The following is a 15071-nucleotide window of genomic DNA, read 5'->3' on the forward strand; positions in this document are numbered from 1 at the left end:
AAGAACCCTCGAGGACACGGTCCGCGATCCGGCAGCCGACTCCGGCCACCACACCACTCACCGATCTCCTCGGCCGACGTTCCCCTCGCCCCTCGTTTCGAGGGCATCACAGAAGGTTTCGGTACCCCATGCCCGAACGCTCGCACGCCGACACGTCCCCGGGGTGGCTCGGATTCGGTGTCGCCAACACCGCCGTGATCACCACCGCCTCCGTCGCGGCGTGGTATCTGCTCGCCGACCCGCGGCTCAGCCCGTTCGACCTGTATCCGTTGCCGTTCAACGCCGCCCTGTTCTGGGCCCTGCTGTTCGTCGTGTGGGCCGGATTCAACCTCGAACTCTGGGGATTCGACCGGCTACGGCAACCCTGGCGCGGCATTGCGTTCCTCGGCGCCGCATCGGCTTTCGCCGTCGTTGTCACGTATGCCCTGGCGAGCGGAATCGGCCACCTGTATCCCGACTACGCGGCCGCGCGTCCCGACGGCCTGGGCTACTTCACGGGCGCGTTGTTCGTCCTGTTCGGCTTCTCCACGTGGGTCCTGGTGGTGCTCAACTGGGGACACTGGCCGTGGACCGATCTGGGCCTGAAACAGCCGTGGGTCGGCGCCTGCGAGATCGTCTCCCTCCTCGTCCCCACCGCACTGCTCTATCTCGTGTTGGGTGTACCCGCGGTCTCGGAGACGGTTCGGGAAGGCACAGCACTGCTCGGCATCGACACACTGCTCGGCTGGTACTACTCGATCATCGTCGCGATCGTGCTCACCGGACAGACCTGGGAGAACTGGCCGTGGCGGCTCGCCGGCAGCCGCATGCGGGTCGCACTGGTCTCGACGGTCGGCAACATCGTGCTCGGCACCGTGTTGTTCGTGGCGCTGCGTGCGGTGTGTGCGGTGCTCGTCGGACCCGGCACGGCAGCCGAACCGGGCTTCCCGCTCGATCAGTTCCCGGCCCAGCTGGGCGTGTGCTGGGTCGCATGGATGATTCTGTGGGCCAACGCCTTCGGTAACAGGCCGACGGGCGGCGGGGCCGTGGTGAACCTGCTGTCCCGCGTGGTGATCACGTTCGCCCTCGCCGTGACCACGTTCGTCCTGTACTACTACGTGATCGCCGAGATCGTGCTCCACGAGCCGGCCGTCGCCGGCGGCCTGCACGGCAACGCCCTCGGATTCATGGACCTGTTCGCGTTGGTGACGCTCCTGTACGTCGTCGGCTTCGAGTCCTTCGGTCTGCGACGGCCCGCAGCCACCGTTCCCGCCCCCGAGGATCGCGCCGTCGCGCATCCCTGATCGAGGGAGGGGACGGACGACGGAGGCGCCCGCCGTTCGGTTCGGTGCGGCACGACGCCCGTCCCGCCGCGGCCGGACGCGACGGGACGGGCACTCCTCCGGTTCCTGCCGGTCAGTCCGCGGCTCCACCCAGGGGTGGCGGGGCCGAACGGTACCGGACCGGAGTCCTGGAGAAGCTCAACGGATTTCCGACCTGCGGCGTGGCGCTTCCCGGCACGGACACCACGGCATCGAGGCCGAGACGCCGCGCGAACTCGAATGCCTCGGCGACGTCGTTGATGGGTCCGGCCGGAACACCCACGCGGGAGAGTTCGTCGTACCAGTGGTCGGCCCCGGCCGTGACGAGGATCGAGGTGATCTCGGCGCACAGTTCCTCGCGGTGTGCGACGCGCAGCGGGTTGCTGCGGAAGCGCGGATCGGTGGCCAGCTCCGGCGCGCCGATCGTCTCGGCGAGCCGCGTGAACTGCTTGTCGTTGCCCACCGCCAGCGCCAGCGGCCGGTCCTTGGTCGTGAACACCTCGTACGGGGCGATGCTGGGGTGCCGGTTTCCGAGGATGCCGGGCACCACCCCGGCACCGAGGTACGCCGACGCCTGATTGACGAGCGACGACAGGAGCGCGGAAAGAAGATTGGTTTCGACGCGCTGCCCCTCGCCGGTGCGCTCCCGATGATGCAGAGCGGCGAGGATGCCGGCGAGGGCGTGCAGGCCGGTGAGCACGTCGACGACCGCGACACCCACCTTCGTCGGCGTACCGGCCTCGGGTCCGGTGATGCTCATGAGCCCACCGACGGCCTGCACGAGCAGGTCGTAGCCCGGCAGGGCCGCTCCGTCCCCGCTCCCGAACCCGGTGACGGAGCAGTAGATCAGCCCCGGGTTCACGTCGAGCAGCTCGTCGTAGCCCAGGCCGAGCCGCTCCATGGTGCCCGCCCGGAAGTTCTCGACCACGATGTCCGCGCGCGCCACGAGCCGGCGGGCCTCGGCGCGGCCGTCCTCCGACGCGAGGTCCAGGACCACGGAGGTCTTGTTGCGGTTCACCGAGTTGAAGTACGTGGCCGAGCCCTCGTCGTCGTAGGGCGGTCCCCACGCGCGGGTGTCGTCGCCGGTGCCGGGACGTTCGATCTTGACGACCTCGGCACCCATGTCCGCGAGCATCATCGTGGCGTAGGGGCCGGCGAGGACCCGGGTGAAGTCGGCGACGACGATGCCGTCGAGTGCGCCCCTGCTCATGCGATCGGCCTCCCGCCGCGAAGGTAGACGGTCGTGGTGTGGGTGAAGAACTCCCGTGCGGCGCGGCCCTGTTCCTTCGGGCCGTACCCGCTCTTCTTCGCGCCGCCGAACGGGACGTGCGGGTCGGCGCCGGCGGATTCGGAGTTGATGTGCAGGATGCCCACGTCCAGGTCGTCGAGTGCCCCGAGGGCGCGGGTGAGGTCCTGGGTGAACACCGCCGCCGACAAGCCGTACTCGCTGTCGTCGGCGAGCGCGAACGCCGTCTCGGCGTCGGCCGCCCGGCACACGGCCAGTACGGGCCCGAACAGTTCCTCGCGCCACACGTCGAGCCGGGTGCCGGGCAGCTCGAGCACGGTGGGCGGCACGTAGAACCCGGCCGCCAGTTCACCGTCCTCGTAGGGCCGGCCCCCGCACAACACTCGGGCACCCTGGCGTACCGCCTCGTCGACCCCCGCCCGGATCGACGCCCGCGCCGCGGCGTCGACCACCGGACCCATGTGGACGTCCTCGTCCAGGGGATTGCCGACGGTCCACTTCCCGATCCGGGCGACGAGTTCACCGACGAACTCGTCGGCGACGTCGTCGGTGACGATGAGCCGGGAGGTCGCCGTGCACTTCTGCCCCGACGACCGGAACGCGCCGAGCAGCACCTGTTCGGCGGCGAGATCGAGGTCCGCGTCGCCGAGCACCACCGCCGCGTTCTTGCCGCCCATCTCCGCCTGCACCGGCACCCCCCGGGCGGCTCCCGCCGCCGCGAGGCTCCGGCCCACCGCCGTGGAACCGGTGAAGGTCAGCGCGTCGACACCCGGATGGTCGGCGATGCCGGCGCCGACCGCCCGGCCACCGATGACGAGGTTGAGCACCCCCGGCGGCAGGCCGGCGTCGGCGAGGGCCTGCATCAGCCGCATGGCCAGCAGCGGCACGGTGCCCGCCGGCTTCCACACCACGGTGTTGCCGTAGGTCAGTGCCGGGGCGATCTTCCAGGCGGGGATCGCGATGGGGAAGTTGAAGGGGGTGATGACCCCGACCACGCCGACGGGCTTGCGCGCGACCAGGATCTGCTCACCGCGGCGGGGGGAGGCGAACATCTCGCCGGCCTCCCGGTCGCCCTCGCCGCCGTAGAAGCGCAGGATCTGGGCCGCGCGGAGCACCTCGGCGACGCCTTCGCCCCGCGTCTTGCCCTCCTCCCGGGCAAGTTCCGCGCCCCACTGCGACGCGGACGATTCGACGACGGCAGCCGCCCGGGCGAGGACGGCACCGCGCTCGTGCGCCGGGGTTCTCGCCCATGGCCGGGCCGCGGCGCGCGCGGCGGCCACGGCCCGGTCGACGTCGTCGCCCGTGGCCGCACGACCGCGGGCCACGGTGACGTCCGGCTCGGCGGGGCTGATGCTCGCCAGGGCCTCGGCCCCGCCGTCGAACCACTCGCCGTCGATGTAGTGCTGCAGCAGAACGGGTGTCGTCATCGTGTGTCCCTTCGACGCTTCGACGGTGCGGGTCAGCGGAATGCGGCGTGACCGGTCAGGGCGCGGCCGATCGAGAGCAGGTGCATCTCGCTGGTGCCCTCGTAGGTCAGCACCGACTCGAGGTTGTTGGCGTGCCGCAGCGGCGAGTACTCGAGGGTGATGCCGCTGGCGCCGAGAATGGTCCGGCATTCGCGGGCAATGGCCAATGCCTCGCGCACGTTGTTGAGCTTGCCGAGGCTGATCTGCTCGGGGGTGACACCGGACTCGTCCTTGAGGCGGCCGAGGTGCAGTGCGAGCAGGAAGCCCTTGCCGAGCTCGAGCGTCATGTCGGCCAGCTTCTCCTGGGTGAGCTGGTAGGCGGCGAGCGGGCGGTCGAAGACCTCCCGGGAGGCGGCGTAGTCCAACGCGGTCTCGAGGCTGTTCCGGGCCGCGCCGAGCGCGCCGAACACGATGCCGAACCGGGCCTCGTTGAGGCACGACAGGGGAGCCCCGAGGCCGCGGGCGAGGGGAAGCTCGGCCGAGCCCGGCAGGCGCACGTTGTCGAGGACCAGCTCGGAGGTCACCGAGGCCCGCAGCGACAGCTTGCGGTGAATCCTGTTGGCGGTGAAGCCGGGTGTGTCGGTGGGAACCAGGAACCCGCGGACACCCTCGTCGGTCTGGGCCCACACCGTGGCGACGTCCGCGAGATTGCCGTTGGTGATCCACATCTTGGTGCCGGTGAGGATCCAGTCCGAACCGTCCCGGCGGGCGCGGGTGCGCATTCCCGAAGGGTTGGACCCGAAGTCGGGTTCCGTCAGTCCGAAGCATCCGATGGCGTCTCCGGAGGCCAGGCGGGGCAGCCATTCCTGCTTCTGTTCGTCGGATCCGTAGCGGTGGATGGAGAACATCGACAGCGAACCCTGCACCGAGACGAAGCTGCGGAATCCGCTGTCGCCGGCCTCGAGTTCCAGGCAGGCCAGGCCGTAGCTGACGGCGTTGGTGCCGGCGCAGCCGTACCCGTCCAGGTGCATGCCGAGGACGCCGAGGGCGCCGAACTCCTTCGCCACTTCCTTGGGCAGCGTCGCGGATTCGAACCAGTCGCCGACCTCGGGGACGAGCCGCGTCTCGACGAAGCGGCGGACGGTGGCGGCGATGTCGCGTTCGTCGGCGTCGAGCAGTGTGTCGGCGCCGAGGAGTTCGAGCGGTCGCAGCGGACCGGTCGTGCGGGCGGGTGCGGTGGTGGTCATGTGCTGGTCCTCGCGGAGTAGGGAGCGGTGGTGGTCAGAGGGCGGCGAACGCGTCGCGCAGCACCGAGAACGCCTCGGTGAGCAGCTCGTCGGAGATCGACAGCGGCGGCAGGAAACGGAGCACGTTCCCGAACGTGCCGGCGGTCAGGGTGAGGACCCCGTGGGCCTGGCAGTACCGGACGATCTCCGCGACGGCCTCGCGGTTGGGAGTGGTCGTACCGGGCTCGACGAGTTCGACGGCGATCATGGCGCCGCGTCCGCGGACGTCGCCGACGACGGGGTGGTGGGTGCCGATGTCGCGCAGTTCCCGCAGCATCAGCGCGCCGATTTCCTGAGCCCGGTCGAGCAGATGCTCCGCTTCGATCGTCTCGAACACCCCGAGGGCCGCCGCGCACGCCGCGGGGTTGCCACTGTAGGTGCCGCCGATGCCGCCCGGGTGGGCGCGATCCATGATCTCGACCCGGCCGGTGACGGCCGCGAGCGGAAGCCCGCCGGCGAGTCCCTTCGCCGTGACGATCAGATCCGGCACCAGGCCTTCGTGCTCGCAGGCGAACCATGCTCCGGTGCGGGCGATGCCGGTCTGCACCTCGTCGGCGACGACGAGGATGCCGCGGTCCCGGCAGAAATCTGCGACGCGGCGGAGGAATCCGTCGGCGGGGACGATGAACCCGCCTTCGCCCTGGATGGGTTCGACGACGACGCACGCCACCTGGTCCGCGCCGATCTGGGCGTCGACGAGCAGCCGGAACTGCTCGAACGCCTCGTCCGCGGCACGGTCGGGCCCGCTCGGCCACCGGTAGGGGTAGGCCATCGGCGCGCGGTAGACCTCCGGGGCGAACGGACCGAAGGAGTGCTTGTAGGGCTGGTTCTTCGCCGTCATGGTCATCGTCATCAGCGTCCGGCCGTGGAAGGCGTGGTCGAACGTGACCACGGCGGAACGACCGGTCGCCGCGCGGGCGTACTTCACGGCGTTCTCGACGGCCTCGCTGCCGGTGTTGAACAGTGCCGTGCGCTTGGCGTGGGTTCCGGGGGTCAGCCGGTTGAGGACCTCGGCAACCTCGATGTACGGCTCGTACGGCGTGGCGAGGAAGCAGGTGTGGGTGAACTGCTGCAGCTGCGCGGTGGCGCGTTCGACGACGCGCGGGGCGGAGTTGCCGACGGTGGTGACGGCGATGCCGGAACCGAGGTCGATGAAGGAGTTCCCGTCCACGTCGACGAGCACACCCCCGCCGCCCGCCGCCGCGTAAATCTCGGCGCCACTGGCCAGGCCCGCCGGCAGCGCGGCGGCGCGGCGCTGCGCCAGCTCGCGGGACCGGGGGCCCGGGATTTCCGTCACGATGCGGCGTGCCTGCTCGAGTCCGGGCCCGCCCCGTACGAGTTCCACTGCGGTCATGTCCTTCTCCCTCCGTCGGTTTCCTCGAACTGTAGGGGCGAGAACGCCGGTCACTCATGGACCGGAAGTACAAGTTCCGCCGCATACATGGACATCGAGTACATGTCCGTCTCCAGGGGTCACCCGCAGACTGGCGGCACACCACGGCCCACACCGGGTGATCGAAAGGACACGCCGATGACCACCGATACCGCCACCACGCATCGACACGAACCGCTGCCCACCGACGTCGCCGGGGCCGCGCGGCACCTCGCCGGGTCACGCGGGGAGCATCCGGCCCTCCTGTTCGTCGAGCGCGCTGCCCGCGACGGCGTCGCCGACGCCGTCATGAGGTGGCCGGGCCGCGATCCGTCGCTGTCCGACTCCGTCCACACCTTCGAACACTTCGGGCTGCGGATCGACGATCACGAACACCTGACGGGGGACGGCGAGGATCGCCGGGTGCATCGGTTCGCGTTCGTCACGCCCCCGGAGTGGGGGCCGGGTTCGCCTTGCCGGGTAGCGGCGGTCGTCGACGCCCATGCGCAGGGCCGCACCGTCGTCGACCGGTACGCCCGCCTCGCCGTCGTCGCCGATGTGGACGTGCGGGACATCGCCCTGGTCCGGGCCGCCGGCCGCTTCGCCCGCCAGGCCGGTCTGATCATGTCGGAGCGGTACATCGTCGATACCCTCTGCCGGCATCCAGGATTCGTCGAGGCCCTCGTCGCCTGCTTCGCCGCGCGCTTCGACCCGGACCGGCGCGACCGGGACGTCGCCGCCGAGCGGGCGGAGCGGGCGCTCGCCGCGCGGCGCGGCGCGGCGGAAAGCCTCGACGAGGACCGCATCCTGCGCAGCCTGGAGTCGTTCGTCACCGCCACCGTGCGCACCAACTGGTACCAGCGCGACGAACACGGCGCACCGAAATCGTACGGCGCATTCATGCTCGATTCCGGACGTCTCGCCGATCCAGGGCTCGTCGTCCCCCACCGCGAGATCTTCGTCCACTCGGACGACATGGAGGGCATCCACGTGCGGAGCGGCACCGTCGCCCGCGGCGGTGTGCGATTCTCGGACCGCCCGGAGGACTACCGCACCGAGGTACTCGGCCTGATGAAGACCCAGGTGGTGAAGAACGCTCCCATCGTCCCCGTCGGCGCCAAGGGCGCGTTCGTGCGGCGAAACCCGGATATCTCTCCGGCCCAGGCCTATTCGACGTTCATCCGGGGAATGCTCGATCTCGTCGACAATATCGTCGACGGGAAGATCGTGCACCCGGACCGTACGGTCGTCCACGGTGGGGACGACGGATATCTGGTGGTGGCCGCGGACAAGGGCACCGCCGCGTTCTCCGACCTGGCGAACTCCATCGCAGCGGAGTACGACTACTGGCTCGGCGACGCCTTCGCCTCCGGCGGATCCAGCGGATACGACCACAAGGCCATGGGCATCACCGCGCGCGGCGCGTGGGTCGCGGTTCGCGAGCACTTCGCCGACCTCGGTGTCGACGTGGACACCACCGAGGTGACGGCGGTGGGGATCGGAGACATGTCCGGCGACGTCTTCGGCAACGGGATGCTGCTCTCCCCGCACCTGCGCCTCGTCGGCGCGTTCGACCACCGCCACATCTTCCTCGACCCGGACCCGGACCCGGCCCGCGCCTACGCGGAGCGCCGCCGGCTGTTCGAGCGTCCCGGATCGAGCTGGGACGATGTCGACCGCGACGTCCTCTCGCCCGGCGGAGGGGTGTGGCCTCGCTCCGCGAAGTCCGTCACCGTCCCGGAACCCGCACGGCGCCTGCTCGGTCTGCCGCACCCCACCACCACCCCGAGCGAATTGATCAAGGCGCTGCTGACCGCACCGGTGGATCTGCTCTGGAACGGCGGCGTCGGCACCTACGTCAAGGCCACCTCCGAAAGTCACACGGATGCAGCCGATCCGGGTAACGACGACGTCCGCGTCGATGCCTCACAGCTCCGCTGCCGCGTCGTCGGCGAGGGCGGCAACCTCGGTTTCACGCAGCGGGCACGCATCGAGTTCTCGGCGGCGGGCGGCCGCATCAACGCGGACTTCATCGACAACGCGGCCGGCGTCGCCACCTCCGACGCCGAGGTGAACCTGAAGATCGCCCTCGAATCCGCCCGGCGCAGCGGACGTCTGACACTCGAGGAACGCAACCGCCTGCTCGGCGACGCCCGTGACGAGGTGGCCCGCACGGTGTTGCGCACGAGCCGGGACCAGTCGGTGGCGCTCGGGCTCGCCGTCTCGCGCGCGGCCCGGCTCCTCGGCCGGCACGAGCGGCTCATCAGCCACCTCGAGACCGGTGACGGGATCCGCCGCAGCACCGAGGTACTGCCCACGGTGCAGGAGCTGGCCGCGCGGGCCGGGGCCGGCCGCGGGCTGACCAGGCCGGAGATCGCGGTGCTGCTCGCGCGGTCGAAGAACGTCGTGTGCCGGGACCTGCTCGAGTCGGATGTGCCCGACGACCCCGTCTTCGCCGACGTCGCCCAGGCGTACTTCCCCGAACGCATGCGCGGACTGCTGCAGGACGAGATCCGGGATCATCCCCTGCGCCGCGAGATCGTCGCGACCCGGATCGCCTCCGACCTCGTCGACCACGTCGGACCGGGGATGATCTATCAGCTCGAGGAACGACTCGGGGTGCGCACGCCGGCGGTCGCACGGGCGTACGCGGTGATCCGGGCGGTGTTCGACACCGACCGGTTGTGGGCCGAGGCGCGGGACCGCCCCGGTTCCGGCGCCGAACGCTGGGCGCGGCTCGGCACCGTGCAGAATTTCGTCGAGCATGCGGCCTCGTGGATCCTGCGGCTGCGGCCGTCGCCGCTCGACGTGAGCGCCGAGATCACCCGGCTGCGTGCCGGAGTGGAGGACCTGCTGAGCGACACCGGGGCGGACGGGGGGCCGGACTTCCGGCTACTCGGCGAGTACCCGGCCCTGGTCGACACGGCGTACACGCTGAACTGCCCGGCGCGCACCGTCGCCCGGGTGCACGCCGGCACGGGTTCGCTGCTGGGGCTCGACGGGACGTCGCCGGACCTGTCCGCCGGATCCCACACCTGGTGGGACAGCACGGCGATCGCCACGGTGCGGGACGAGCTCGCCGAACGCCACCACGCCCTCGTCGCCGCGATCCTGCGCCGGGACGGCACCCCGATCGTTCCGGCCGACGTCGACGAGGTCCTGGCGCGGTGGCAGCGGCGGGTCCCGGACGCGATCGCCCGGGTGACGCGCCTGACCACCGAACTGCGCGAGGACGGGCTCGTCGATCTGCCGCGGGCGTGCACGCTCGGCGCGGAACTGCGCCTGCTCGTGCGCGAGAGTCATTGAGTGTGGTGCCCTTTCGGACCGGGGGAGATCCGAAAGGGCACCACGGCGGCGAGCCACCAGAGTGTCACGGCGGCGAGCCGCCACAGTGTCACGGCGGCGAGCCGCCACAGTGTCACGGCGGCGAGCCGCCACAGTGTCACGGCGGCGAGCCGCCACAGTGTCACGGCGAGCCGCCACAGTGTCACGGCGGCGAGCCGCCTATATTTCGAGTTCGCCCATGCGGGACCACTCGACGCCGGGGATCTCGGTGTGGAGGATCCGCGGGGTCTCGCTCAGCGCCGGGCGCATGGCGTCGAGCCCCTTGCGGAAGTGGTCGGCACCGACGTGGGCGGCACCGGCCTCACCGTCGCGGAACGCCTCGACGAGCACGTACTCGGACGGGTCGTCCACGCTGCGCGACCACTCGAACCACAGATTGCCCGGTTCGGCCCGCGTCGACTCGGTGAATTCCTTTGTGAGGGCGACCCAGTCGTCCCGGTATTCGCGACGGACCCGGAACCTGACCACGATGAAGATCATTGCGCACTCCCTTCCTGTCGAGCCGTGGTGGGCACGGCGGCGGCCGGTTGCCTCGGAGGGAAGCGACCGACGAGGCCCGGCCGCCGCCGAGACGATCCCCCGGCGATCAGTAGATGTTGGACGGGCGGACCATGCCCTCGGCCAGGTCCCCGAAGCCGGGCGCGTGGATCGCCCCGGGGTTGCCGAAGACCTCCTCCACGATCGCGGTCTCGGTGGTGATGAGCAGCGCCGCGATGGACGCGGCGCTCTCGAGCGCGGCGCGGGTGACCTTGAACGGGTCGACGACGCCCTCGTCGAACATGTCGCCGTACTTGCCGGAGAGCGCGTTGAACCCGTGTCCCGACGGCAGCCCCGCGACGACCTCCACGACCTCGTCGCCGTCGAAGCCGGCGTTGACCGCGATCCACCGGAGCGGCTCGGGCAGGGCACGCCGCACCACGTCGCGGCCGATGCCTTCGTCGCCGGGCAGGTCGAGCTCGGCCAGCGCCCGGTGCGCCTGCCCCAGGGCGGTGCCGCCCCCGGCGACGATGCCGTCCTCGAGGGCGGCCCGGGTGGCGGCCAGGGCGTCCTCGACGCGCAGCATGCGTTCCTTGAGTTCGACGCTGGTGGCGCCGCCGACGCGGATGACGGCGACCCGCCCGGTGAGCCGGGCGATGCGCAGCTGGAGGCTGTCCTGGTCGGCGTCGATCCGGGCCCGTCCGAGCTGCGCCTCGAGCTGCGCGATCCGCGCATCGAGGAGACTCTGATCGCCGTGGCCGCCGACGATCGTCGTCTCGTTCTCGGTGACGGTGATGCGGTCGCAGGAACCGAGGTGCTCGGCCGTCACCTCGGACAGTTCGACGCCGGTGTCCTTGGCGACGACGTGCCCGCCCAGCGCGACCGCGAGGTCCTGCAGCTCGGCGACGCGCCGGTGCCCGAAGCCGGGCGCCCGCACGACGACGGACTGCATGGTGTTGTGCATGTTGCCGCCGACGAGGAGCTGCAGGGCGGGGCCGTCGACGTCCTCGGCCAGCACGACGAGGGGCCGATCGGCGCGCTTGGCCGCCTCGATGCTCGGCATGATCTCCTGCACCTGGGTGATCTTCTTGTTGGTCAACAGGATCAGCGGATTCTCGTGGACCGCTTCCATGCGTTCGGGGTTGGTCACCATGTAGCCGGAGATGTAGCCGTGGTCGAATTCGATGCCGTCGACGACGCTCACCGACATCCCGAGGGTCTCGCTCTCCTCGGTGGTGACGATGCCGGACCTGCCCACGTGGGAGACCGCCTCGGCGATGGCCTCGCCGATGGCCTCGTCGTCGCTCGCGGCGAGGGTCGCGATGCGCTCGAGATCCTTGCGTCCGTCGACCTGCACCGACCGGTCCCGCAGTGCCTCGACGACGACGGGAACGGTGCGTTCGATGCCGCGCCGCACCCGCATGGGATTGGCACCGGCGTCGACGGCCCGCATCCCCTCGCGGACCATGGCCTGCGCCAGCACGGTCGCGGTCGTGGTGCCGTCACCGACGACGCCGTTGGTCTTCATTGCCACTTCCTTGACCAGCTGCGCGCCCATGTTGGCGAACGGGTCCCGCAGCTGGATCTCGCGGGCGATCGTGACACCGTCGTTGGTGATGGTGGGTGGGCCGGTCAGCTTCTCGAGCACCGCGTTTCGGCCCTTGGGGCCGAGGGTCACCTTGACCGCGTCGGCGAGCGCGTTGACCCCGTACTCGAGAAGGAGGCGTGCCTCCTGGTTGAACCGCAGATCCTTGGCCATGGCTGGGTTTCCTTTCGTGCTGACTGTGCGGGGTGCGGTTCAGGGGACGAGGATCGCGCGGCCGCGGACCCGTCCCGCGTCGAGGTCGTCGATCGCCTGCTGGAACTGCTCGAGCGGATATTTCGTGGTGTGCAGCGTGACTTTTCCCTGGGCGGCGAGGGCCATGAGCTCCTGCAGGTCGTTGTAGGAGCCGACGAGATTGCCGATGAAGTTGATCTCGGTGGAGATCACGTCGATCGTGGGGACGTCGATGTTCTCGCCGTATCCGACCACGTAGTAGTTGCCGGCGCGGCGCAGCATCGCGACGCCGTCCCTCGTGGCGCCGCCCTCGCCGACGAAGTCCACGACGGCCTCGGCGCCGCGGCCGCCGGTCAGCTCGAGGACCTGCTGCACGTGGGTGCCGTCGGCGACGATGCCGTGGTCGGCACCGATCCCGACGGCCAGCGCGACGGCGGCCGGGTTGCGGTCCACCACGATCAGGGTCGCCGCGGAGACCGCCTTCAGGACCTGGATGCCGATGTGGCCGAGGCCGCCCGCGCCGATCATGACGCACACGTCGCCCGGTCGCGTCGCCCGCGCGGCCTTGGCGACCGCGTGGTAGGCCGTGAGCCCGGCGTCGGCGAGGGCTGCGACGTCGGACGGCTCGAGCGAGTCGTCGATCCGGACCACGCTGCGCGCGGTGGTGCGCAGGTACTCGGCGTAGCCACCGTTGGTGTCGATGCCGGGGAACCGGCTGTTCTCGCAGTGCACGTCGTCGCCGAACCGGCACGCGCGGCAGAGTCCGCACGTGATGAGGGGGTGGAGGATGACCTTGTCGCCGACGGCGACGTTGGTGACGGCGTCGCCGACGGCGTGGACCCAGCCGGCGTTCTCGTGGCCGATCGTGTACGGCAGGACGACGCCGCTCTTCTCGGCCCACTGCCCCTCGAGGATGTGGATGTCGGTGCGGCACACGCCCGCTCCGCCGATGCGGACGACGACGTCGAGCGGGCCCTCGATCTTCGGCTCGGGGATCTCCTCGAGCTGGAGCTTGGTGTGGTACCCCACCACCTGCACGGCCTTCATGACACTCTCCTGACGATTGCGGAACAACTGGTTCGGACGTCGGCGACCCGGGGTGTTGCCGATCCGCCGTCGCTGTCGGCGTACCGGGTCGCGAGCAGCCCGCGGCAGAAGTGTGCGTTCCCCTCCATGGAGATCCGCACGGACTTGGCGAACCGCAGCCGCATCGGTACCGCCTCACGGGGGATCGGCCGCCCGTCGTCGTCGACGAACACCCGGCTGGCCGGGCACAGGCTCAGGCCGATGTCGAGCCGCCGGCGTATCAGGGCCGCCTTCTGCCGGCCGGGCGGGATGTCGCTCAGCGTCAGCGACGGGATGTCGTCGACGGTGAGCTCCGAGTGCTTCAGCAGGTTCTCGAGGCAGCGTTCCAGGGCGGCGAGGTGCGCCTTGCGCCGGAACGTGCGGCGCAACTCGTCGAGGTTCTCCTCCGCCTCGGAGCCGAAGGTGCCCCGGTAGCCGGCGTCGGCGGCGAGCCCGCGGTTGATCTTGCCGCTGTCGTGGTGGTCGTCGAGGAGGATCCGCACGTGCCCGATGTCCTCGATCGCCCGCAGGGCGTCCTGCGCGTCGGATGCCATGAGGTAGGCGAAGTTCGGCGAACAGAACGCGGTGGGCAGCCGCAGGTGCACGGTCACCCCGTCGTCGTCGAGGACCACCGACCGCACGAAGCCGAGATCGGTGATCGGTTCGTCCAGTTCGGGATCGACCACGGTGCCGAGCGCGGCGAGCACGTCGCTGCCCGACACCGGAGCCGCGGTCACGACGACACCGCCTGCTGGGCTCCCGCGGCGACCTCGACCCCCTCCTGTCCGGCCGGCTCGGGCAGCCGCAGGTGTTCCGGGACGTCGATGTCGTAGAGCGCCGCGGCGTTGAGGCCGAGGATCTTCTTCTTCTGTTCGACGGTGATCGGCGCGTATTCGGTCATGTCCTCCGGGATCTGGAAGTCCACGAACTTCTCGATCAGCCACTTCGGGGTCCACAGCGCGTAGTCGCTGGCGAACAGGATCTTGTCCTCGCCGATCCAGTAGAGCAATTCGCCGATGATCTGGGCGAAGTACCGGGGACGGGTGTGGATGAACGGCATCGCCACGGCCAGACCGCCGTACACGTTGGACTCCTGGGTGGCGATCCAGCAGAAGTCCTCGAGCCGGGGCAGGCCCACGTGTTCGACGACGAAGCGCAGATCGAGGTAGTCGGTGGCGACCTTGTCCACGTCGGCGACGTCGAAGGCGTCACGGTCCAGCGGCCGGATGGTGGGGCCCTTGTGCACGTGGATGTTCTTGATCCCCAGCTCGATGCACTCCTCGAGGTAGCGCCTCGACCACGGGTCGTCGAGCTTGTATCCGCGGGAGTCGCCGTGCCATTCGGCGGTGTAGAGCTTGACGCCCTGGAGGTTCATCCGTTCGGCGTCCCGGCGCAGCTGTTCGAGGCCGGCCTCCCCGTGGCGGGGATCGTAGGCATGGTTGTACGTGAGCTTGTCGGGGTGCTTGCGGGTGAGCCCGAACGCCTCCTCGGTCTGCCCGAACCCGTTGCGGTAGAAGTCGCTCAACAGGGTGGCCTGGAAGATCGCGTGGTCCACGTGACCGTCCACGAACAGGTCCTTCATGAGGCGTTCGCCGCCGTAGTAGGTGTAGGTGTCGTAGTCCCACACCTCCTCCTCGGGGCTGAGGTTCTTGTGGTAGTCGTAGAAGCAGTCGATGAACTGCCGCCCGTGCACGTTCTTCTGGTTCGACTCGCGGCCGTCCCAGATGTGCACGTGCCCGTCCACGATGAAGTACTGCTGCCCGTCCTTCTCGTACATCGCTTCCCTCGTTCTGTCG

Annotated in this window: 12 protein-coding genes; 2 read left to right on the forward strand and 10 right to left on the reverse strand. The window is 70.2% G+C overall.

Going from position 1 to position 15071, the window contains the following annotated elements; all coding sequences use genetic code 11:
* The first annotated feature begins 128 nt into the window (after positions 1–128).
* Positions 129–1283, forward strand: coding sequence for a hypothetical protein (locus KZJ41_RS27850; RefSeq protein WP_050036193.1), 1155 nt, complete (start codon positions 129–131; stop codon positions 1281–1283).
* Between the two features lie 112 nt (positions 1284–1395).
* On the opposite strand, the gene KZJ41_RS27855 is transcribed toward KZJ41_RS27850, so the two are convergent.
* Genes KZJ41_RS27855 through gabT form a run of 4 tightly spaced genes read right to left on the reverse strand, consistent with a single transcriptional unit; the run spans position 1396 to position 6593 of the window.
* Positions 1396–2511, reverse strand: coding sequence for a CaiB/BaiF CoA-transferase family protein (locus KZJ41_RS27855; RefSeq protein ID WP_006932154.1), 1116 nt, complete (start codon positions 2509–2511; stop codon positions 1396–1398).
* Entirely contained in the window at positions 2508–3974 is a 1467-nt protein-coding gene (locus tag KZJ41_RS27860; protein WP_043801001.1) for an aldehyde dehydrogenase family protein, read from the reverse strand. Before KZJ41_RS27860 ends, KZJ41_RS27855 begins: the two co-directional genes overlap by 4 nt.
* A 32-nt stretch (positions 3975–4006) precedes the next feature.
* Entirely contained in the window at positions 4007–5200 is a 1194-nt protein-coding gene (locus tag KZJ41_RS27865) for an acyl-CoA dehydrogenase family protein (RefSeq protein ID WP_006932150.1), read from the reverse strand.
* A gap of 34 nt (positions 5201–5234) precedes the next feature.
* Positions 5235–6593, reverse strand: coding sequence for a 4-aminobutyrate--2-oxoglutarate transaminase (gene gabT, locus KZJ41_RS27870; protein ID WP_050036194.1), 1359 nt, complete (start codon positions 6591–6593; stop codon positions 5235–5237).
* Positions 6594–6770: 177 nt separating this feature from the next.
* On the opposite strand from gabT, the gene KZJ41_RS27875 reads away from it, so the two are divergent.
* Positions 6771–9917: an NAD-glutamate dehydrogenase domain-containing protein gene (locus KZJ41_RS27875; protein WP_065923271.1), complete on the forward strand. Its 3147-nt coding sequence runs from the start codon at positions 6771–6773 to the stop codon at positions 9915–9917.
* Here the strand turns inward: KZJ41_RS27875 and KZJ41_RS27880 are convergent.
* The 6 genes from KZJ41_RS27880 to KZJ41_RS27905 all read right to left on the reverse strand — a co-directional run bounded on the left by KZJ41_RS27880 (position 9911) and on the right by KZJ41_RS27905 (position 15052).
* A complete protein-coding gene (locus KZJ41_RS27880; RefSeq protein WP_251549947.1) occupies positions 9911–10102 on the reverse strand; it encodes a hypothetical protein in 192 nt (63 codons plus the stop codon). The two genes, KZJ41_RS27875 and KZJ41_RS27880, sit on opposite strands and share 7 nt — an antisense overlap.
* 13 nt (positions 10103–10115) lie before the next feature.
* On the reverse strand, positions 10116–10436 hold the full coding sequence (locus tag KZJ41_RS27885; RefSeq protein WP_029546742.1) for a putative quinol monooxygenase: 321 nt from the start codon (positions 10434–10436) through the stop codon (positions 10116–10118).
* A gap of 106 nt (positions 10437–10542) precedes the next feature.
* On the reverse strand, positions 10543–12192 hold the full coding sequence (groL, locus tag KZJ41_RS27890) for a chaperonin GroEL (RefSeq protein ID WP_006932131.1): 1650 nt from the start codon (positions 12190–12192) through the stop codon (positions 10543–10545).
* A gap of 39 nt (positions 12193–12231) precedes the next feature.
* Positions 12232–13257: an NAD(P)-dependent alcohol dehydrogenase gene (locus KZJ41_RS27895; protein ID WP_029546743.1), complete on the reverse strand. Its 1026-nt coding sequence runs from the start codon at positions 13255–13257 to the stop codon at positions 12232–12234.
* Positions 13254–14012: an iron-sulfur cluster assembly protein gene (locus KZJ41_RS27900; RefSeq protein WP_006932129.1), complete on the reverse strand. Its 759-nt coding sequence runs from the start codon at positions 14010–14012 to the stop codon at positions 13254–13256. The genes KZJ41_RS27895 and KZJ41_RS27900 overlap by 4 nt, the downstream gene beginning before the upstream one ends.
* The gene (locus KZJ41_RS27905; protein WP_006932128.1) at positions 14009–15052 is read right to left on the reverse strand and encodes an amidohydrolase family protein; all 1044 of its coding nucleotides are present in this window, start codon (positions 15050–15052) and stop codon (positions 14009–14011) included. Before KZJ41_RS27905 ends, KZJ41_RS27900 begins: the two co-directional genes overlap by 4 nt.
* Positions 15053–15071: the final 19 nt, after the last annotated feature.

The organism is Rhodococcus sp. 11-3 (assembly GCF_023704055.1).
In the GTDB taxonomy this organism is placed as follows: Bacteria; Actinomycetota; Actinomycetes; order Mycobacteriales; family Mycobacteriaceae; genus Rhodococcus; species Rhodococcus aetherivorans.

Excerpts from the sequence above, each read along its gene's own strand:
- KZJ41_RS27885 (WP_029546742.1), bottom strand. The coding sequence starts at position 10,436 with ATGATCTTCATCGTGGTCAGGTTCCGGGTCCGTCGCGAATACCGGGAC.
- KZJ41_RS27855 (WP_006932154.1), bottom strand. The coding sequence starts at position 2,511 with ATGAGCAGGGGCGCACTCGACGGCATCGTCGTCGCCGACTTCACCCGG.
- KZJ41_RS27895 (WP_029546743.1), bottom strand. The coding sequence starts at position 13,257 with ATGAAGGCCGTGCAGGTGGTGGGGTACCACACCAAGCTCCAGCTCGAG.
- groL (WP_006932131.1), bottom strand. The coding sequence starts at position 12,192 with ATGGCCAAGGATCTGCGGTTCAACCAGGAGGCACGCCTCCTTCTCGAG.
- KZJ41_RS27860 (WP_043801001.1), bottom strand. The coding sequence starts at position 3,974 with ATGACGACACCCGTTCTGCTGCAGCACTACATCGACGGCGAGTGGTTC.
- KZJ41_RS27905 (WP_006932128.1), bottom strand. The coding sequence starts at position 15,052 with ATGTACGAGAAGGACGGGCAGCAGTACTTCATCGTGGACGGGCACGTG.
- KZJ41_RS27875 (WP_065923271.1), top strand. The coding sequence starts at position 6,771 with ATGACCACCGATACCGCCACCACGCATCGACACGAACCGCTGCCCACC.
- KZJ41_RS27865 (WP_006932150.1), bottom strand. The coding sequence starts at position 5,200 with ATGACCACCACCGCACCCGCCCGCACGACCGGTCCGCTGCGACCGCTC.
- KZJ41_RS27850 (WP_050036193.1), top strand. The coding sequence starts at position 129 with ATGCCCGAACGCTCGCACGCCGACACGTCCCCGGGGTGGCTCGGATTC.
- gabT (WP_050036194.1), bottom strand. The coding sequence starts at position 6,593 with ATGACCGCAGTGGAACTCGTACGGGGCGGGCCCGGACTCGAGCAGGCA.